Origin of the sequence: Streptomyces sp. NPDC050549, assembly GCF_040655035.1 — a bacterium.
Lineage (GTDB): Bacteria > Actinomycetota > Actinomycetes > Streptomycetales > Streptomycetaceae > Streptomyces.
The window spans coordinates 292,004-310,780 of the sequence record NZ_JBFAJD010000005.1; the positions used below are offsets into that span (position 1 = coordinate 292,004).

16 protein-coding genes are annotated in these 18,777 nt (G+C 70.8%); 2 read left to right on the forward strand and 14 right to left on the reverse strand.

The window, feature by feature from the left end:
* The first annotated feature begins 67 nt into the window (after nucleotides 1–67).
* A complete protein-coding gene (locus AB0I51_RS11025; protein WP_362973673.1) occupies nucleotides 68–1,216 on the forward strand; it encodes a PQQ-dependent sugar dehydrogenase in 1,149 nt (382 codons plus the stop codon).
* Here the strand turns inward: AB0I51_RS11025 and AB0I51_RS11030 are convergent.
* The 12 genes from AB0I51_RS11030 to AB0I51_RS11085 all read right to left on the reverse strand — a co-directional run bounded on the left by AB0I51_RS11030 (nucleotide 1,173) and on the right by AB0I51_RS11085 (nucleotide 13,242).
* Nucleotides 1,173–1,418, reverse strand: coding sequence for a DUF6191 domain-containing protein (locus AB0I51_RS11030; RefSeq protein ID WP_362973574.1), 246 nt, complete (start codon nucleotides 1,416–1,418; stop codon nucleotides 1,173–1,175). The genes AB0I51_RS11025 and AB0I51_RS11030 overlap by 44 nt on opposite strands.
* Nucleotides 1,419–1,455: 37 nt before the next feature.
* Nucleotides 1,456–4,545: an AAA family ATPase gene (locus AB0I51_RS11035; protein ID WP_362973675.1), complete on the reverse strand. Its 3,090-nt coding sequence runs from the start codon at nucleotides 4,543–4,545 to the stop codon at nucleotides 1,456–1,458.
* A 113-nt stretch (nucleotides 4,546–4,658) separates the two neighbouring features.
* Nucleotides 4,659–4,844, reverse strand: a complete 186-nt coding sequence (locus tag AB0I51_RS11040) for a hypothetical protein (protein ID WP_359609375.1) — start codon at nucleotides 4,842–4,844, stop codon at nucleotides 4,659–4,661.
* Between the two features lie 198 nt (nucleotides 4,845–5,042).
* Nucleotides 5,043–5,678 carry a hypothetical protein gene (locus AB0I51_RS11045; protein WP_362973576.1) on the reverse strand — a complete coding sequence of 212 codons (636 nt, stop codon included), beginning with the start codon at nucleotides 5,676–5,678 and terminating at the stop codon, nucleotides 5,043–5,045.
* Nucleotides 5,679–5,713: 35 nt separating this feature from the next.
* Nucleotides 5,714–6,289, reverse strand: coding sequence for a GNAT family protein (locus AB0I51_RS11050; RefSeq protein WP_362973578.1), 576 nt, complete (start codon nucleotides 6,287–6,289; stop codon nucleotides 5,714–5,716).
* Nucleotides 6,267–8,510: an MMPL family transporter gene (locus tag AB0I51_RS11055; protein WP_362973580.1), complete on the reverse strand. Its 2,244-nt coding sequence runs from the start codon at nucleotides 8,508–8,510 to the stop codon at nucleotides 6,267–6,269. The genes AB0I51_RS11050 and AB0I51_RS11055 overlap by 23 nt, the downstream gene beginning before the upstream one ends.
* Nucleotides 8,511–8,716: 206 nt before the next feature.
* Nucleotides 8,717–9,010: a hypothetical protein gene (locus tag AB0I51_RS11060; RefSeq protein WP_362973581.1), complete on the reverse strand. Its 294-nt coding sequence runs from the start codon at nucleotides 9,008–9,010 to the stop codon at nucleotides 8,717–8,719.
* 179 nt (nucleotides 9,011–9,189) lie between these two features.
* A complete protein-coding gene (gene gatB / locus AB0I51_RS11065) occupies nucleotides 9,190–10,704 on the reverse strand; it encodes an Asp-tRNA(Asn)/Glu-tRNA(Gln) amidotransferase subunit GatB (protein WP_362973582.1) in 1,515 nt (504 codons plus the stop codon).
* Nucleotides 10,705–10,719: 15 nt separating this feature from the next.
* A complete protein-coding gene (locus AB0I51_RS11070) occupies nucleotides 10,720–10,962 on the reverse strand; it encodes a hypothetical protein (RefSeq protein ID WP_019058562.1) in 243 nt (80 codons plus the stop codon).
* Entirely contained in the window at nucleotides 10,959–12,461 is a 1,503-nt protein-coding gene (gatA, locus tag AB0I51_RS11075; RefSeq protein ID WP_362973584.1) for an Asp-tRNA(Asn)/Glu-tRNA(Gln) amidotransferase subunit GatA, read from the reverse strand. The genes AB0I51_RS11070 and gatA overlap by 4 nt, the downstream gene beginning before the upstream one ends.
* Nucleotides 12,462–12,466: 5 nt before the next feature.
* The gene (gene gatC / locus AB0I51_RS11080; RefSeq protein WP_007384860.1) at nucleotides 12,467–12,763 is read right to left on the reverse strand and encodes an Asp-tRNA(Asn)/Glu-tRNA(Gln) amidotransferase subunit GatC; all 297 of its coding nucleotides are present in this window, start codon (nucleotides 12,761–12,763) and stop codon (nucleotides 12,467–12,469) included.
* Between the two features lie 107 nt (nucleotides 12,764–12,870).
* Nucleotides 12,871–13,242 carry a DUF4267 domain-containing protein gene (locus AB0I51_RS11085; protein WP_362973586.1) on the reverse strand — a complete coding sequence of 124 codons (372 nt, stop codon included), beginning with the start codon at nucleotides 13,240–13,242 and terminating at the stop codon, nucleotides 12,871–12,873.
* A 96-nt stretch (nucleotides 13,243–13,338) separates the two neighbouring features.
* Between AB0I51_RS11085 and AB0I51_RS11090 the strand changes: the two genes are divergently transcribed.
* A complete protein-coding gene (locus tag AB0I51_RS11090; protein WP_362973588.1) occupies nucleotides 13,339–13,923 on the forward strand; it encodes a TetR/AcrR family transcriptional regulator in 585 nt (194 codons plus the stop codon).
* A gap of 119 nt (nucleotides 13,924–14,042) precedes the next feature.
* On the opposite strand, the gene AB0I51_RS11095 is transcribed toward AB0I51_RS11090, so the two are convergent.
* A complete protein-coding gene (locus AB0I51_RS11095) occupies nucleotides 14,043–16,304 on the reverse strand; it encodes a bifunctional diguanylate cyclase/phosphodiesterase (RefSeq protein WP_362973590.1) in 2,262 nt (753 codons plus the stop codon).
* A gap of 270 nt (nucleotides 16,305–16,574) precedes the next feature.
* On the reverse strand, nucleotides 16,575–18,767 hold the full coding sequence (gene ligA, locus AB0I51_RS11100) for an NAD-dependent DNA ligase LigA (RefSeq protein WP_362973592.1): 2,193 nt from the start codon (nucleotides 18,765–18,767) through the stop codon (nucleotides 16,575–16,577).
* Between the last annotated feature and the right edge of the window lie 10 nt (nucleotides 18,768–18,777).

Consider the following 18,777-nt stretch of genomic DNA (forward strand, 5'->3'; position numbering starts at 1 on the left):
CGGCGTGAGCGGTGTATGACAAGTAGAACCCGCCCGTCGAAGGGACCTGATCGTGCAACGTCGAGTCGTGTCGGCCGCTCTGGCCGTGACCGCACTCCTGCTGACGGCCGGCTGCTCCGGCGGCAATGACCCGCGCTACGGCACGACCACGCCGTCCGGCAGCGCCGGTACGACCACGGGGGCGTCGTCCTCCGGGCAGCCCGCCGCGCGGATCCCGCCCGCCAAGGGCACCGTGAAGGTGCTGCGCACGGTCACCGAGGGTCTGAACACCCCCTGGGGCCTGGCCCCGCTGCCCGACGGGGACCTCCTCGTCTCCTCCCGCGACAACGGCACGATCACCCGGATCACCGAGAGGACGGGCCGGAAGACCGAGCTGGGCACGGTCTCCGGGTTCTCCCCCGCGGGCGAGGGCGGACTCCTCGGCATAGCGCTCTCCCCGGACTACGCCTCGGACCACATGATCTACGCCTACTTCACCTCGGCCTCGGACAACCGCATCGTCCGCATGCTGTACGACCCGAAGAAGCCGGCCGGTGAGCAGCTGGGCGCCCCCGACACGATCTTCAAGGGCATCCCCAAGGGCTATATCCACAACGGCGGCCGGATCGCCTTCGGCCCGGACGGCATGCTGTACGCGGGCACGGGCGAGAGCGGTCAGCGGGGCCTGGCGCAGGACAAGAAGTCCCTGGGCGGCAAGATCCTGCGGCTGACCCCGGAGGGCGACCCGGCGCCGGGCAACCCGTTCCCGAACTCGCCGGTGTACACCTACGGCCACCGCAATGTGCAGGGTCTGGCCTGGGACTCCAAGCAGCGGCTGTTCGCCTCGGAGTTCGGCCAGGACACCTGGGACGAGCTGAACGCGATCACTCCGGGCGACGACTACGGCTGGCCGAACGCGGAGGGCAAGGGCAGCGACCCCGAGTACCACAACCCGATCACCCAGTGGCACACCGACGACGCCTCCCCCAGCGGTATCGCCTATGCCGAGGGCTCCATATGGATGGCGGGCCTGAAGGGCCAGCGCCTGTGGCGCATCCCGCTGGACGGGACGAAGGCCTCGGCGGCTCCGCAGGCCTTCCTCACCCGCGAGTACGGCCGCCTGCGCACGGTGGTGTCGGCCGGCGGCGACAAGCTGTGGCTGGTGACCAGCAACACGGACGGCCGGGGCACGCCTAAGTCTGCGGACGACCGGATTCTGGAGCTTCAGGTGTCGTAGCGGACGCGTCGGCGGAGGGGTCGGGGCCGGCTTCAGGTTCGGCTTCCGGCAGGCGTACGACGACCTTGCCGGACTCCAGGTCTATCGGCCCGCGTCCGGGGTCTCCGTCGGCGACGTCGACCCTGGTCATCTCCAGCCGGTTGCGCTCGTCCTCGGTGTGCTTGCGGCCCGGTGAGAACAGTTCCTCGAACATGTTGAACACGGCGCCTCCCCTGGCCCGGTCTCCTACAGCGTACGACTCATCCGGCCGAACGCACGGTGAGCGGGTCGGGCGGGAACAGCCCCAGCCGGTGGGCCACGGCCGCCGCCTCGCCCCGGCCGGAGACGCCGAGCTTGCCGAGGATGTTCGAGACGTGCACGCTCGCGGTCTTCGGGGAGATGAAGAGCTCCTCGGCGATCTGCCGGTTGGTGCGGCCTGCGGAGACCAGCCGCAGGACGTCGCGCTCCCGGCTGGTGAGGCCGAGCGCCTCGACGGGGTCGGCGGGGACGGCTCTCGGCGCCGGGACCCTGGCGAGCGTCAGCCGGGCCCGCTGGGCGAGCAGGGCGACGGAGTCGGCGAGCGGGCGGGCGCCCAGGTGCTCGGCGACGGCGCCGGAGAGCCGGAGGAGTTCGGTGGCGCGGTCGCGCCGGTCGTCACCGCTGCCGCCGGCGGAGCCGGTGTCGCCCCCGCCGGTGTCGGACAGGAGCGCTTCGGCCAGGCGGTGGCGGACGCGGGCGAGGTCGTAGGGGCGGTCGAGGCGTTCGAAGGCGGCGACCGCCTCGGACCAGTCGTCCGGGGTGCAACGGCCCTCGGCGCGCAGCAGTTCGGCGCGCAGCCAGCGTTCATGGGCCTGCCAGACGGGCGCATTGGTGGCGACCCGTTTGGCGGCCTCCCGGATGCGTTCGAGGATCTTGGGGCGGCCCGGGTCGGCGGCGGGCAGGCCGACGGCCTGGGCCTCGGCGACGGCGGCGGCCACCAGCAGGGGCCAGGTCTCGAAGTGGGTGCCGGGCCGGAAGCCGGAGTCCAGGACCTGTTCGAGGGTGGCGCGGGCGTCGAGGAGGCGGCCTTCGGCGGCGGCAACCTGGATGTCGATCCGCTCCAGGGGCTGGTGGTGCTGGGGTGCGACGTCGTGGGTGCCGTAGTGCTCGCGGGCGGCGGCCAGTTGGCGGCGGGCCTCGGCCACTTCGCCCCGGGCGAGCGCTAGTTCGGCCAGGAGGCGGGCGTGGAAGCCGCGGGGCTTGGAACTCTGGCCCACGCGCTCGGCCTTGGTCGCGGCCTCGGCGGCCTCGTCCCAGCGGCCCAGGGTGAAGAGGGATTCGGCGAGGTTTCCCCAGATCCAGGCCTCCTTGTCGAACTGGCCGAACTTCTTGGCGAAGGCGAGCCCGGTCTCCAGGATCGGCACGGCCTCACGGGAGCGGCCGACCGTTTCGAGGGAGGACGGAAGGTTCACATAACTGCGGCCCGCGACGGTGGAGATGCCCTCGGCGACCGTCCGCTCGTTGACCTCGACGAGTTCGGCGAGGCCTGCCTCGACATCGCCGGAGGCGACCATGAGGCCGGCCAGGGTGAGGCGGGCGTCCATCTCGATCTCGCGGGCGCCCACCATGCGCGCGTACTCGACCGCGCGCTCGGCGGCCACGTAGGCGTCCGGTCCCGGAACGTGCACCATCGACCAGCCGGCGACCTTGGCCAGTACCTCGGCGTGCACCTCGGAGGGCGGCAGGCCGCGCACCAGCTCCTGCGCGGAGGCGAGTTCCGACCAGCCGTCGCCGCGGCCCTGGTGCCGGATCAGGACGGACCGCTGCACCCAGAACCAGGCGGCCCGCAGCGGGTCGCCTTCCTCCTCCAGGAGGTGCAGCGCCCGCTTGGTGATCTTCAGGGCGCGCTCGCGCTCCCCGCTGAGCCGCCCGGCGACGGCGGCCTCCGCCATCAGGTCGAGGTAGCGCAGGGGTGTGGTCTCGGGGTCGCAGCCGCAGGCGGGATACACCTCGGCGTAGTCGACGGGCCGCAGGCCGGTGCGTACGGCGTCGGGGACGGTGTCCCACAGCTCCATCGCCCGCTCCAGGAGCCGCAGTTGCTCGGAGTGGGCGTGCCGGCCGCGGGCCGCGACGGAGGCGTCCAGGACGGCGGGGAGGGCCTTGGCGGGATCGTGGGCGTGGTACCAGTAGCTCGCCAGCCGCATCACGCGCTGGTCGGCGGGGACGAGTGTCGGGTCGGCCTCCAGGGCTTCGGCGTAGCGGCGGTTGAGGCGGGAGCGCTCGCCGGGCAGCAGGTCGTCGCCGACCGCCTCGCGGACCAGGGAGTGGCGGAAGCGGTAGCCGTCGCCGCCGGGCGCGGCCTGGAGGATGTTGGCGCCGACGGCCGCCCGCAGTGCCTCGATGAGGTCGTCCTCGGCGAGCCGGGCCACGGCGGCGAGCAGTCGGTACTCGACGGTGGAGCCGCCCTCGGCGACGATCCGGGCGACCCGCTGGGCGCTCTCGGGCAGTGACTCGACCCGGACGAGCAGCAGGTCGCGCAGGGAGTCGGTGAGGCCGGTGCGGCAGCCGTCGTGGTCGGCGACGGCGAGTTCCTCGACGAAGAACGCGTTGCCGTCGGAGCGCCGGAAGATCTCGTCGACCTGGGCGGGGTCGGGTTCGGCGGCGCGGATGCCGGCGATCTGGCGGGCCACTTCCTGCCGGTTGAAGCGGCCGAGCTCGATACGGCGGACCGTGCGGAGCCGGTCGAGTTCGGCGAGCAGGGGGCGCAGCGGGTGGCGGCGGTGGATGTCGTCCGCGCGGTAGGTGGCGAGGACGAGGAGGCGGCCGGTGCGCAGGGTGCGGAAGAGGTAGGCCAGGAGGTGACGGGTGGAGGCGTCGGCCCAGTGCAGGTCCTCCAGGGCGACGACGACCGTGCGCTCGGCGGCGACGCGTTCCAGGAGGCGCGCGGTGAGTTCGAAGAGGCGGGCCATGCCCTCCTCGTCGCCGCGGCGGGCCCGGTGCGCGGTGGGGGGCTCCGCCAACTCGGGGAGCAGCCGGGCGAGTTCCTCCTCCTGGCCGGCGGCGGCCGAGGAGAGTTCGGCGGGCAGTTCGCGACGCAGGGCGCGCAGGGCGGTGGAGAACGGGGCGAAGGGCAGTCCGTCCGCGCCGATCTCCACGCAGCCGCCGAGCGCGACGACGGCACCCCGGCGGCAGGCGGCCGTGGCGAACTCCTCGACGAGCCGGGTCTTGCCGACGCCGGCCTCACCGCCGAGCAGCAACGCCTGCGGCTCGCCCGCGGCAGCGCGGGCGAGCGCGTCGTTCAGCGTGTCCAGTTCGTCGGCGCGGCCGACGAAGACCGGACTGACGGACCTGGTCTCCACGCCTGCGAGCATGTCACGCGGGTCTGACAACGCGGCACTCGTTTTCGGGAGGGCGGTCGCGGGGAGGAGCGCCCCGCCGGCCTGCCGGGCGGGCGCCGTACGGCCGCCCTCCCGTGCCCGTCCGGTCACGACGCACGGGCGAACAGGTGCCTGCGCGGGCGTTCGGTATGCACCTCCCTCTCGGCGGCCTGCCGGGCCTGCTCGCGGCGGGCGGCGCGCCGGCCGCGGACGGCCTCACGGGCCAGCCGCTCGCCTGCGGCCTGCCGACGGAGTTCGGCGGAACGGAGCTGGTGCATCTCGTACTCGTACATCTCAAGTCCCTTGGTGGAGGCGGTTCTTCCGGCTTCGCTTCTTGCGATGCCTCAACCTTCGTCTCCAAGGGGGGTCCGCCGCATCGGGAGAGTTCCGCATCTTGCGCGGCCGGGCGGGCCTTAGACATGAGTAAGGGGTCTTAGGTCCTCCGTAAGGTGCTTACGGAGGACCTAAGACCCCTGGTGAACTGCGGTGACTCAGGTCGCGGACGGCAGGCTGAGCAGGACGTCGGTGTACTTGAGGACGGCGAGGAGCAGGCCTACGACGCCGAGCGCGACGCCCGCCCAGGAGACCGACTTGATCCAGGTGGCCTGCGGCTTGCCGGGGGCGCCGAAGGCGGGCCGGACGAGGGCGCCGACGCCGACGAGCAGGCCCAGCAGGGCGAAGATGCCGGCCCACAGCGCGGTGGTGTGCCAGGCGTCGCCGTAGACCTCCTTGATCTGCGTGGCCACGCTCGCCGTGGAGGCGGTGTGGAGCTGGCCGACGAGGGTCTCGCGGGCGGCGGCGACGGAGCCGACCCAGCCGCCGGAGAGGGAGATGAAGCCGAGCGCGGCGGAGACCACTGCGGCGGCACCCTGGCCGACGCCGGAGGGGCCCTCCGGCTCCTCCAGTCCGAGCTTCGCGAGCTCGGCCGCGTACTCCTCCTCGGTGAGGTCGTCCTCGTCCCCGGCGGCTGCGGCCTCGGTGTCCGCGGCTTCCTGCTCGGTCACTTCCTCGTCGGTCTTGGTGACATCGGTCTTCGTCACATCGGTCTTGGTGACGTCGACGGTTTCCGCGTCGCTCTTCACCTCGGGGGCCTCGTTCGCGGCCTCGTCAACAGTCTTGGTACCCATGGTGCGCACGGTAGGGGTGAAGTATGAGAAGTTCCTTAAAGATCGGCCTGCGGGACACGCGCGCGTGCCTCGCGCCACTCGGGTGCGAGCACGGACCACACCTCGACGTCGTGCCGCACGCCCCCGTGGGGGTGTGATGCGCGCAGGACCGCGTCCCTGGTCATGCCCATGCGGCGCGCAACATTCAGGCTCTTCTCATTGCCCGCCGCGGCATGCCATTCGACCCGGTGGACACCGCGCTGTTCGATCGCGAAATCGATGAGAATCCGGATCGCCCGGGTGATCAGCCCGCGCCCGGCGGCGGCGGGTTCCAGCCAGCAGCCGACCTCGCAGTTGCCCTGGTCGGCGTGGAAGTTGAGGAAGAGGACGCCGCCGACGAGCTTGCCGTCCAGCCAGATGCCGTGCAGGGACGCGCTGTCGGCGGCGCGCAGGTCGGCGTAGCGCTGGAGCATGGCCCGAGCGGACTCGACGTCCGTCTCCTTGGAGCCGAAGGAGATGTACTGGCCGATGAACTCCCGGCCGCGGTCCAGGTGGGCGAGGAACTCCTCGGCGTGCCACGGCTCCAGGGGACGCAGTTCGGCCCCGTCGTCACCCAGGGATATCGCGTACATCCTGCTCCCGCTCCTTCGCCAGTACGTCCGCCACCTCGGCGTCCGTCGCAGCGGCCAGCCTCTCATGGGCGGCGCGGCACTCCGGGGGCTCGATGCTGATGCGGGGCAGGACGCGGTCCAGGCTGCGGGGCAGCCACCAGTTGGCGCCGCCGAGCAGGTGCATGAGGGCGGGCACCAGCAGCGTACGGAGCACGAAGGCGTCCAGGGCGACGGCGGAGGCGAGCGCGATGCCGAACATGGCGATCACGCGGTCGCCGCTGAGCACGAAGGCGAGGAAGACCGAGATCATGATGACGGCGGCCGAGTTGATGACCCGGCTGGTCTCGGCGAGGCCGACGCGGACGGCCCGGCGGTTGTCGCCGGTTTCCAGCCATTCTTCGTACATCCGGCTGACCAGGAAGACCTGGTAGTCCATGGAGAGCCCGAAGAGGACCGACACCATGATCACGGGCAGGAAGGGTTCGATCGGTCCGGCCCGGCCGAGGCCGAGGAACTCGCTCCCCCAGCCCCACTGGAAGATCGCGACGACGACCCCGAAGGCGGCGGCCACGGCGGCGACGTTCATCGCGGCGGCCTTCAGCGGGATGCCGACGGACCGGAAGGCGAGCAGGAGCAGCACACAGCCGAGCGAGATGACGACCCCTATGAACAGCGGGAGTTTGCCGATGATCACGTCGGCGAAGTCGTCGTAGCTGGCCGTCACGCCACCCACGTGGATGTCGAGCGAGGTGTCCGTCTCGGCCCGGGGCAGCACCTCGGTGCGCAGCCGGTCGACGAGGTCGCTGGTCCTCTGGGACTGCGGTGCCGAGTCCGGTACGACGGTGAAGTACCCGGTGGCGCCGCCGGCGTCGTAGGTCACCGGGGTCACGGAGCCGACGCCCTCGGTGGTGCGGAGGGTGGCGTCGAGGTTGTCGAGGGCGAGCTTGTCCTCGGCGCCGTCGATCTTCGTGACGAGGGTGAGAGGGCCGTTGACGCCGGGCCCGAAGCCGTCCGCGAGGAGGTCGTAGGCCTGACGGGTGGTCGACGACTTCGGGTCGTTGCCCTGGTCGGAGGTGCCCAGGTGGAGCGAGAGCGTGGGCAGGGCGAGGACGGTGATGACGGCCAGGGCGAGGCCGCCGAGGAGTTTGGGGTGGCGCTCGACGAACGCGGACCAGCGGGCGGCGAGGCCGGTGGGCAGCTCCGGCCGGGGCCCGTGCTCGGCCAGCCGGCGCCGTTCGCGGCGGCTGAGGGCCCGGGGGCCGATGAAGGACAGCAGGGCCGGGAGAAGGGTCACGGAGGCCGCGACGGTGAGCGCCACGGTCAGCGAGGCGGCGACGGCGACCCCGGTGAGGAAGCCGAGCCGCAGGATCAGCATCCCCAGGAGGGCGATGCACACCGTGGCGCCCGCGAAGACGACCGCGCGTCCGGTGGTGGCGACGGCGTTGGTGACGGCCTCGGCGACGGACAGCCCGCGTTTCAGCCCGCGCCGGTGCCGGGTCACGATGAACAGGGCGTAGTCGATGCCGACGCCGAGCCCGACCAGCATGCCGAGCATGGGGGCGAAGTCTGCGACGGTCATGGCGTGCCCGAGCAGCACGATCGCCGCGTAGGCGGTGCCGACGCCCACCAGGGCGGTGCCGATGGGCAGCAGCGAGGCGGCGAGCGAGCCGAAGGCGAGGAACAGCACGAGGGCGGCGACGGCCACCCCGACGATCTCGGCGGTGTGCCCGCTCGACGACTCGGTGAGCCCGACGGCGCTGCCGCCCAGCTCGACCTGGAGCCCGTCGGTCGCGGCGGCCTTCGCGGCGCGGACGACCGCTTGCGCCTCGGACCTGTCGATGTCCTCGGCCCGGTGCGCGAAGGTGACGGTGGCGTAGGCGGTCCGCCCGTCGGCGCTGATCCGGCCGGTGCCCTGACCGTCGTAAGGGCCGGCCACGGAGGCGACTCCGGGGAGGCTCGCGATCCGGTCCAGGGCGCCGGTCATGGTCTGTTCGACGTCGGCGGCGCGGACGGAGCCGGGCGAGGTGTGCCAGACCACGGTGTCGCTGTCGCCGCCGAGGCCCGGGAAGCTCGCCTTGAGGAGTTGGGCGGCGCGGCCCGACTCGGTGCCGGGGGCCTCGTAGTCGTTCGAGTACGCCGAGCCGGCGACGGCGGCGGCAGCGGTGACCCCGCCGAACGCGAGGAGCCACAACAGGACGGCGACGAGGCGGTGCCGAACACACCAGCGGGCAAGGGCTGCCACGAACGTGCTCCCGGGGATGGTGATGTGTGGATCTTTGACCGGGAAACGTCGTCCGAAGGATGAACAGCCCGCAAAGAACGCATGAGCAATACGCGGCCTACTCTTGCAGCCGAGAAGGATCGTTCATCACGTTCGTGCGCATATTCACAGGAGTGGGAGCCAGATCACAGGACAGTAACGGCGACTCTGTCACCCCGGCCCGCGCCTCAGTCGAACTGGTCCCCCAGCGCCATCACCATCGCGCCGACGACCAGCAGCCACAACGCCCGTCTGGTACGGCCACGGGAGCCGAGCACCGACGCGAGCGCGCACAGCGCGGCACCCACGGCATAGGCGGCCGGGACGAGCACCGGTTCGGAACCGGTGGCCCGGAGCGCTGCCGCGGCCACGCCGGCCAGGGCCAGCACGGCGCCGGTCAGGGCCGCGGTCCAGCGTGCCCGCCGCGCGTCCAGTGCAGGATCATCGAAGTCCGGTGTCTCGGAATCTCCGCGTCCATTCATGGCGGGCGAGCGTAGCGCGTCCTCCTGAGAGACCTCATGCACGGCCAACCGACGTCCTCCACAATCTCGTTGCTCTCCACAGGAGCTACGCAGAACCGGAGGGGCCCGTTCACCGAACGTCCCCGGGGGACGCATCTCAGCCTATGCGTCCCCCGGGGATGTTGATTTCCTACGGCGTCTCAGCCCTCGCTGACGCCCAGTTGCTCAAGGATCAGTTCCTTGACGCGGGCCGCGTCCGCCTGGCCACGGGTGGCCTTCATGACCGCGCCGACCAGGGCACCGGCCGCGGCCACCTTGCCGCCACGGATCTTGTCGGCGATGCCCGGGTTGCCGGCGATGGCCTCCTGGACGGCGGTGGTGAGGGCGCCGTCGTCGGAGACGACCTTCAGACCGCGCTTCTCGACGACCTCGTCCGGGGTGCCCTCTCCGGCGAGAACGCCCTCGATGACCTGGCGGGCCAGCTTGTCGTTCAGCTCACCTGCGGTCACCAGCGCGGTGACCCGGGCGACCTGCTCCGGCGTGATGGGGAGTTCGTCGAGCGCCTTGCCCGACTCGTTGGCGCTGCGCGCCAGTTCACCCATCCACCACTTTCGGGCGGAGGCCGCGTCGGCACCGGCGTCGATCGTCGCGACGATCGGGTCGATGGCACCGGCGTTGAGGATCGACTGCATGTCGAACGCGGTGATCCCCCACTCCTCGGTCAGCCGGTTGCGGCGGGCCAGCGGCTGCTCGGGCAGCCCGGCGCGGATCTCCTCGACCCACTCGCGCGAGGGGGCCACCGGCACCAGGTCCGGCTCCGGGAAGTACCGGTAGTCCTCCGCCTCCTCCTTCACGCGGCCCGAGGTCGTCGACCCGGTGTCCTCGTGGAAGTGGCGGGTCTCCTGGATGATCGTGCCGCCGGAGTTCAGCACCGCGGCGTGGCGCTGGATCTCGTAGCGGGCGGCACGCTCCACGGAGCGCAGCGAGTTGACGTTCTTCGTCTCGCTGCGGGTGCCGAACTTCTCGCGGCCGTGCGGGCGCAGCGACAGGTTCACGTCGCAGCGCATCTGCCCCTGCTCCATGCGCGCCTCGGAGACACCGAGGGCCCGGATCAGCTCGCGCAGTTCGGCCACGTAGGCCTTGGCGACCTCGGGAGCGCGCTCCCCCGCACCCTCGATCGGCTTGGTGACGATCTCGATGAGCGGGATGCCGGCGCGGTTGTAGTCGAGCAGCGAGTGCGAGGCGCCGTGGATACGGCCCGTCGCGCCGCCGACGTGCAGCGACTTGCCGGTGTCCTCCTCCATGTGGGCGCGCTCGATCTGCACCCGGAAGGTCTCGCCGTCCTCCAGCTGTACGTCCAGATAGCCGTTGAAGGCGATCGGCTCGTCGTACTGGGAGGTCTGGAAGTTCTTCGGCATGTCCGGATAGAAGTAGTTCTTCCGGGCGAAGCGGCACCATTCGGCGATCTCGCAGTTCAGCGCGAGGCCGATCCTGATGGCGGACTCGACGCCGATCGCGTTGACGACCGGGAGCGCGCCGGGCATGCCGAGGCAGGTCGGGCAGGTCTGCGAGTTGGGCTCGGCACCCAGTTCGGTCGAACAGCCGCAGAACATCTTGGTCTTGGTGCCGAGTTCGACATGGACCTCAAGGCCCATGACGGGGTCGTACGACGCCAGCGCGTCCTCGTACGACTCCAGGTCGGTCGTGGTGGTCACGGTGAACTTTCCCTCTCAGCCCAGCAGGACGTCGTCGTCGCCCAGCCGCTTCAGCTCGCGGTACAGGATGGCGAAGCCGGTGACGAGCGCGACGGCGGACACCGTGGCGTCGATCAGACGGAGCGTGTCGTGCTCGGTGCGCGCCTTCTTGATCTGCTTGGCGACACCCAGCGCGCCGAACGCGGTGGTGGCCATCGACACGTACGTGCCGGACTTGGACTTCTTGAAGCCCTTGGCCTTCGACAGTGCATTGCTCACAGCGACGGTGCCTCCTCAAGCAGCGGGTGGCCCCACTTTTCCACGAAGGCGGCCTCGACGGCGGCGCCGACCTTGTAAAGCCGGTCGTCCTTGAGCGCCGGGGCGATGATCTGCAGCCCGACCGGGAGGCCGTCCTCCGGTGCGAGACCGCAGGGCAGCGACATGGCCGAGTTGCCCGCCAGGTTGGTCGGGATGGTGCACAGGTCCGCGAGGTACATCGCCATCGGGTCGTCGGCACGCTCGCCGATCGGGAAGGCGGTGGTCGGCGTCGTCGGCGACACGATCACGTCGACGCTCTCGAACGCCTTCTCGAAGTCGCGGGTGATGAGCGTACGGACCTTCTGGGCGCTGCCGTAGTACGCGTCGTAGTAGCCGGAGCTCAGCGCGTACGTGCCGAGCATGATGCGGCGCTTCACCTCGGGGCCGAAGCCCGCCTCACGGGTGAGGGAGGTGACCTCCTCGGCCGAGTGGGTGCCGTCGTCGCCCGTACGGAGGCCGTAGCGCAGGCCGTCGAAGCGGGCGAGGTTCGACGAACACTCGGAGGGCGCGATCAAGTAGTACGCCGACAGGGCGAGGTCGAAGGACGGGCAGTCCAACTCGACGATCTCGGCGCCGAGTTCCTTCAGTACGGCGACGGCCTCGTCGAAGCGCTGGATGACACCGGCCTGGTAGCCCTCGCCGCGGAACTGCTTGACGACACCGACGCGCATGCCCTGCACGCTGCCGTTGCGGGCGGCCTCGACGACCGGCGGAACCGGGGCGTCGATCGAGGTCGAGTCGAGCGGGTCGTGCCCCGCGATGACCTCGTGCAGCAGCGCCGCGTCCAGGACCGTACGGGCGCAGGGCCCGCCCTGGTCCAGGGAGGACGAGAAGGCGACCATGCCGTAGCGGGAGACAGCGCCGTACGTCGGCTTGACGCCGACCGTGCCGGTGACGGCGGCCGGCTGGCGGATGGAGCCGCCGGTGTCGGTGCCGATCGCGAGCGGCGCCTGGAAGGAGGCGAGCGCGGCGGAGGAACCGCCGCCGGAGCCGCCGGGGATCTTGGTGAGGTCCCAGGGGTTGCCGGTGGGCCCGTAGGCGCTGTTCTCGGTGGAGGACCCCATGGCGAACTCGTCCATGTTGGTCTTGCCGAGGATGACCACGTCGGCGGCCTTCAGCCGCTTGGTGACCGTCGCGTCGTAGGGCGGGAGCCAGCCTTCGAGGATCTTCGAACCGACGGTCGTCGGAATGCCCTCGGTGGTGAAGATGTCCTTGAGCGCGAGCGGAACACCGGCGAGGGGACCCAACTCCTCGCCCCTGGCCCGCTTCTCGTCCACGGCCCGGGCCTGCGCGAGGGCACCCTCGCGGTCGACGTGCAGGAAGGCGTGCACCTTCGCGTCGACCTCCTCGATCCGGGCGAGGTGGGCCTCGGTGACCTCCACGGCCGTGAGCACACCGGACGCGATGTTCGCGGCGGTCTCGGCGGCGGTGAGCCGGATGATGCTGCTGTGGTCCGTCATGGTGGTTAGTCCTCCCCCAGGATCTGCGGCACCTTGAAACGCTGCTGCTCCTGGGCCGGGGCGCCGGAGAGCGCCTGCTCGGGGGTGAGCGAGGGACGGACCTCGTCCGCGCGCATGACGTTCGTCAGCGGCAGCGGGTGGGAGGTCGGCGGTACGTCTTGGTCGGCGACCTCGCTGACGCGGGCGACCGCGCCGATGATGTCGTCCAGCTGTCCCGCGAAGTGTTCGAGCTCTTCGGGCTTCAGCTCCAGACGCGCCAGCCGGGCGAGGTGGGCGACCTCCTCGCGCGTGATGCCAGGCATGCAGCGTTCCTCTGGGGTGAGAGTGTGTGGTTTGGGGCCAATCCTATGGGGCCAGGGCCCTCAGCCGTTAAACGGTTTCCGCCCGGCCTCCGCCGGGGGGCGACACGTCAGACGAGAAACAGCAGTACGGAGCTGACGAGCACGACGACAGCCGTAGCGAAGTGGATTCCGAACGCCACGGCCTTCGCGCCGCCGTTGCGCAGCACGATCAGGGTGTCGCCGAGCGGTATGACAGCCACGCAGAGCATGAACCAGGCCTCGGCATGGGCTCCGGCGAAGGCCAGCAGAGCCAGGCCGATCAGACCGAGCGTGCCGTCCCTGGAGCCCTTGATCGTGAGGTAGGCGCGGGCGTCGCCGGCCGGGTCGGCCGGCACGCCGTAGCCGGTGGCTGCGGGACCGGGCTGGAACAGGAACCGGTAGCCGAGGAACAGACAGAACAGGTCCAGCACGATCGCCAGGGTGTACGCGGTGATGGTCATGCCACTTCTCCTCTTGTCATCTTCTAGCATCGCTAGCGACTAGAGCGAAGCTAGCAGATCGACGACAGTAAGGCTAGCGATGCTAGAATTCCGGGCATGACGATCCAGCCGCGCCGGGAGCGCGAACGGGCGGAGCGGGAGCAGCTGATCGTCTCGGCCGCACGGGAACCGGCCGAGACGGAGGGCTGGGACGCGGTGACGACCCGGCGCCTGGCGGCCGAGATCGAGTACAGCCAGCCGGTGCTCTACAGCCACTTCAAGGACAAGGGCGCCATCATGGCGGCGGTCGCGGTGGAGGGCTGCGCGGAGATCACCGCCGAGATGCGCACGGCGCGCCTGGCGGCGAAGGACACGCTGGGGGCGCTGACCGCGGTGGGCGAGACGTACACGTCGTTCGGACGCCGCCGCCCCGCGCTCTACGACGCGATGTTCACCCACATGGTGAACCTGCCGTTCGCGACCCCGGAGGCACCGGCGCCCCTGCAAGCGGCCTTCGGCGAACTGTTCCAAGCGGTCGAGCCAATCGCGGCGGAGGGCGACGACCCCGGCCTCCTCACGGAGACGTACTGGGCGGGCCTGCACGGCTTGGTGACACTGATGCGCAGCGGCCGCCTACCGGAAGCGGCACACGAGCAGCGCCCGGCGCTGCTGGCCGGCCACTTCACATCAGGGACGAGCTGAGGGCACCCAAGCGGCGCGGGGCCGTATCGATTTGAGGCTCCGCCGCGTGGGCGCGCCCAGCCACAGCGGTCCAGCAGCCGCGATCAAACAGAAGCCCCCACTTCAAAGGGCTCAGAAGGTCAGCCGATCCGCCCCTGATCATCCGCGGCGGCAGCCGGAAGAGCGGCCCGCGGCCGCTGCCAACCCCGCGACCCCCTCGCCCGCAACCAAGCCGTCATGTCCTCGGGAGGCATCGCCGCAGCGACAAGCCACCCCTGCACCGCATCACACCCGAGATCCCGCAACCGCTCCCACGTCTCGTCGTCCTCAACCCCCTCCGCGACGACGAGCAACCCCAGGGAATGCGCCAGATCAACGGTGCAGCGCACAATCTCCGCGTCCTCGTTGTCCACCGCGAGCCGGGCCACGAACGACCGGTCGATCTTCAACTCGCTGACCGGCAGCCGCCGTAGATGCACGAGGGACGAGTAGCCCGTGCCGAAGTCGTCGAGGGACATCTTGACGCCGTGGCCGGTGAGGCCGTTGAGCGTGTCGGCGGCGCGCTGGGGGTCCTCCAGGAGGACGTGTTCGGTTATCTCCAGCTGGAGGGATCCCGCCGGGACGCCGTGGCGCGCGAGACGCGCGGCGACCGAGCCCGCGAATCCGGGGGTGTGCACATCGCGCGGGGAGACGTTCACCGCGACCGGTACGAACAGGCCCTGGGCCCGCCATCTGGCGACCTGGGCGAGGGCCGTGTCGAGCACGTACTCGGTGAGATGGGGCATCAGGCCGGACGACTCGGCGATCGCTATGAACTCGTCCGGCGGCACCTTCCCGCGCTCGGGATGGACCCACCGCACCAGTGCCTCAAGGCCGGCGACCTGTCCGTCGAAGCGGACCTTGGGCTGGTAGTGGACCTGCACCTCGTGCGCGTCGAGGGCGCGGCGCAGATCACCGAGGAGGCCGAGGCGGTCGGGGGTGTTGGAGTCCCGCTTGGACTCGTAGACCTCCACGCCCGTACGGTCCCGCTTCGCCTGGTACATCGCGACGTCGGCCCGGCGCAGCAGCCCCTCGGCGTCGAGGGCGTGGTCGGGGAAGACGGCGACGCCCGCACTGGCCTCCAGGACGAGGGTGAGCCCGTCGAGGTCGAGCGGGGAGCTGAGCGCGGCGACGAGGTTGCGGGCGACCCGGGTCGCGGACGTGGTGGAGTCGGCGACGGGCAGCAGTACGGCGAACTCGTCGCCGCCGAGCCGCGCGGCCTCCGCCCCGCGCGGCAGCGCCACCCGCAGCCGGTCGGCTATCTGCAACAGCAGCCGGTCACCGGCCAGATGACCGAGAGTGTCGTTGACCGATCGAAAGCGGTCGAGGTCGATCAGCATGAGCGCGGCCTTGGCGCCGATGCGTTCGGCGTCGTCCAGGGCGGTCCAGATGCGCTCCAGGAGCCACTGCCGGTTGGGCAGGCCGGTCAGTGGATCGCGCAGCTGCTCCTCGGCCCTGGCGCGGGCCATCCAGAGGGTGGAGTCGAGGGCTATGAGCGGGATCGAGAAGAGGGGCAGCAGGACCGGTTGGGCCACGGCGACCACACAGATCAGCGGGGCGATGCCGAGCAGGGCGACCGCGACCAGTCCCTGTCTGAGCAGGGCGGTGCGGGCGACGGTGGGCAGTCCGCCGTGGCGCGGGGCGTGCAGGTACCAGAGCAGGGTGCGGGTGACGGCGAGATAGGCGAGGGCGACCAGGACCACTTCGGGGGCGGTGTAGACCGTCCAGGTGTCGGGGTTCCACGGCTTCTCGACCGAGGGCACCCGGCCGAACGCGCCCAGCACGAGTGCTCCGGCGGCTATGCCGAGGATGTCCACCGCGCCGTGCAGCACGCCCTGGCGCCAGCGGTTGCGCCTGGCTATGCCGACCAGGACGACGACGGTGAGGCTGACCATGCCGGCGGCGACCCAGCCGTAGAGCAGCAGGACGCCGAGGGTGAGGGCGGCGCCCGAGCCGGTGCCGCCCCACCAGCGGGCACGGCCGAGGGCGACCAGGTGGCCGACGATGATGCCGGTGAGGACGGCCAGCGACCAGCCGACGGTGCCGGACGGGAAGAGCGCGTGGCCGCCGGTGAACGCCCGGAAGAAGCCGGCACCCAGGACGAAGCCGGCCGCGGCCACCGCCGCCGTGGGCAGCGCGGGCCAGTTCAGATGCCGTCCGGTTTCGCCGTCCGGCAGTGCGGAGGCGTGGTTGGCGGAGAGCGGTGCGTCGTGGCGCGCGTCCGGTGTGGAGTACTGTCCGGTGGCGCGTGGCTGGGTGCTGCCCGGACGCTCCACGGGGCGCGCTCCCCAACGACTCCCCCGCCAGGCGCCGGTGAGCCGGCGCATGAGTGAGTCCGGGGCGGCGCTCTCGGTCGGTTCCATTCCCGTCCCTCTCACAGCCGGCGGTGCCCACGCCACGCGGTCCGATGCCCGACTTCCGTCAACGGCACCGCGTTTGGAAAACCCTTCCCCCTGCTCACCAAGAGCAGGGGGTTGCCCCAACCGCAGCTGGGCACGGCAGGTGCACACCTCAACAGTAGGCCGCAGAAGGCTTCCACGGGCAGCGGTCGTAGACGGTTGCCCGAATGCGACCCGGCCACCCGTATGCATCTGGTATGCGCCGATCGGGTGGCCTTCAACCGCTGCTCCTCGCTACTCCTCGACCGGAAGCGCGACTTCGGCGGCTGCCTCGGGGCCCTGTTCCAGCAGAACGGTGAAGCCGTCCTCGTTCAGAACCGGCACCTTGACCTGCATCGCCTTGTCGTACTTGGAACCAGGATTGTCACCCACAACGACGAAAGACGTCTTCTTCGAAACAGAACCGGTCACTTTCGCTCCCCGGCTCTGCAGGGCGTCCTTGGCCCCGTCCCGCGTGAAGTGTTCGAGTGTGCCGGTCACGACGACGGTCAGCCCTTCGAGCGGACGCGGGCCCTCGTCCTCGCCGGACCCCTCCTCCTCCATCCGGACCCCGGCGGCCCGCCACTTGCGGAGGATCTCCTGGTGCCAGTCCTCGGCGAACCACTCCTTGAGCGAGGCGGCGATGATCGGGCCGACGCCGTCGGTGTTCGCCAACTCCACCTCGTCGGCCTGCTCGATACGCTCGATCGAGCGGAACTCGCGGGCCAGCGCCTCGGCCGCGACCGGCCCGACATGACGGATCGACAGGCCGGTGAGGATGCGGGCGAGCGGGCTCTCCTTGGCCGCCGCGATGGTCTCCAGCATCGCGAGCGCGTTCTTCTTGGGCTCGCCCTGCTGGTTGGCGAAGACCGTCGCGATCTTCTCCTCGCCGGTCTTCGGGTCTCGCTTCGGCAGCCCGCTGTCCTGGTCGAGGACGTACGCCTTGATGGGCAGCAACTGCTCGATGGTGAGGCCGAACAGGTCGCCCTCGTCCTTCAGCGGCGGCTCCGCCGGCTCCAGCGGCTTGGTGAGGGCGGCGGCCGACACATAGCCGAAGTGGTCGATGTCCAGCGCCTTGCGGCCCGCGAGGTAGAAGAGGCGCTCCCTCAACTGGGCAGGGCACGTACGGGCGTTGGGGCAGCGGAGGTCGATGTCGCCCTCCTTCATCGGCCGCAGCGGTGTCCCGCACTCGGGGCACTCGGCGGGCATCACGAACTCCCGCTCGCTGCCGTCGCGCAGATCGGCGACCGGGCCGAGGATCTCCGGGATCACGTCACCGGCCTTGCGCAGCACCACCGTGTCGCCGATGAGGACGCCCTTGGCCTTGACGACCTCCTGGTTGTGCAGCGTCGCGAACTCGACCTCCGAACCGGCCACCGTCACCGGCTCGACCTGGGCGTACGGCGTGACCCGGCCCGTACGGCCCACGCCCACACGGATGTTGACGAGTTTGGTGTTGACCTCCTCGGGCGCGTACTTCCACGCGATCGCCCAGCGCGGGGCGCGGGAGGTGGAGCCGAGCCGCCCCTGGAGCGGGATCTCGTCCAACTTGACGACCACGCCGTCGATCTCGTGTGCGACGGAGTGGCGGTTCTCGCCGTAGTACCGGATGAACTCCCGTACGCCGTCGAGGTCGTCGACCACCTTGTTGTGCGCAGAGGTCGGCAGGCCCCAGGTCTTGAGGAGGTCGTACGCCTCGGAGAGACGGGTGAGGGGGTCGAAGCCCTCCAGGGCGCCGATGCCGTGCACCACCATGTGCAGGGGGCGGCTCGCGGTGACGCGCGGGTCCTTCTGGCGCAGTGAACCCGCCGCCGCGTTACGGGGGTTGGCGAAGGGCTTGTCTCCCGCCTCGACCAGGCGGGCGTTGAGCTCCTCGAACTTCTCCATCGGGAAGTAGACCTCGCCGCGGATCTCCACGAGGCCGGGCACGCGGTCGCCGGTCAGCCGGTCCGGGATCTCCGCGATCGTCCGGACGTTGGGCGTGATGTCCTCGCCCGTACGGCCGTCACCACGGGTCGCCGCGCGCGTGAGGCGGCCCTGCTCATACGTCAGGTTGACGGCGAGACCGTCGACCTTCAGCTCGCACAGGAAGTGGTGGTCGGAGGCACCGACGTCCTTGTGGACGCGCTCGGCCCAGGCCGCCAGTTCGAGGTCCTCGAAGGCGTTGTCCAGGGAGAGCATGCGCGAGGGGTGGACTACGGACGTGAACTCCGTCTCGTACGCCCCCGCGACCTTCTGCGTCGGCGAGTCCGGCGTCCGCAGCTCCGGGTACTCCTCCTCCAACGCCTCAAGGGACCGCAGGAGTTTGTCGAACTCCGCGTCGCTGACGACCGGAGCGTCGTTCACGTAGTAGCGGAAGCGGTGCTCCTCGATCTGCTCAGCGAGCTGCGCGTGCTTCTCCCGTGCCTCTGCGGGCACCGCCGTCTCCGCTTGCCTGTCGCCGGCCACCGTGTTGTCC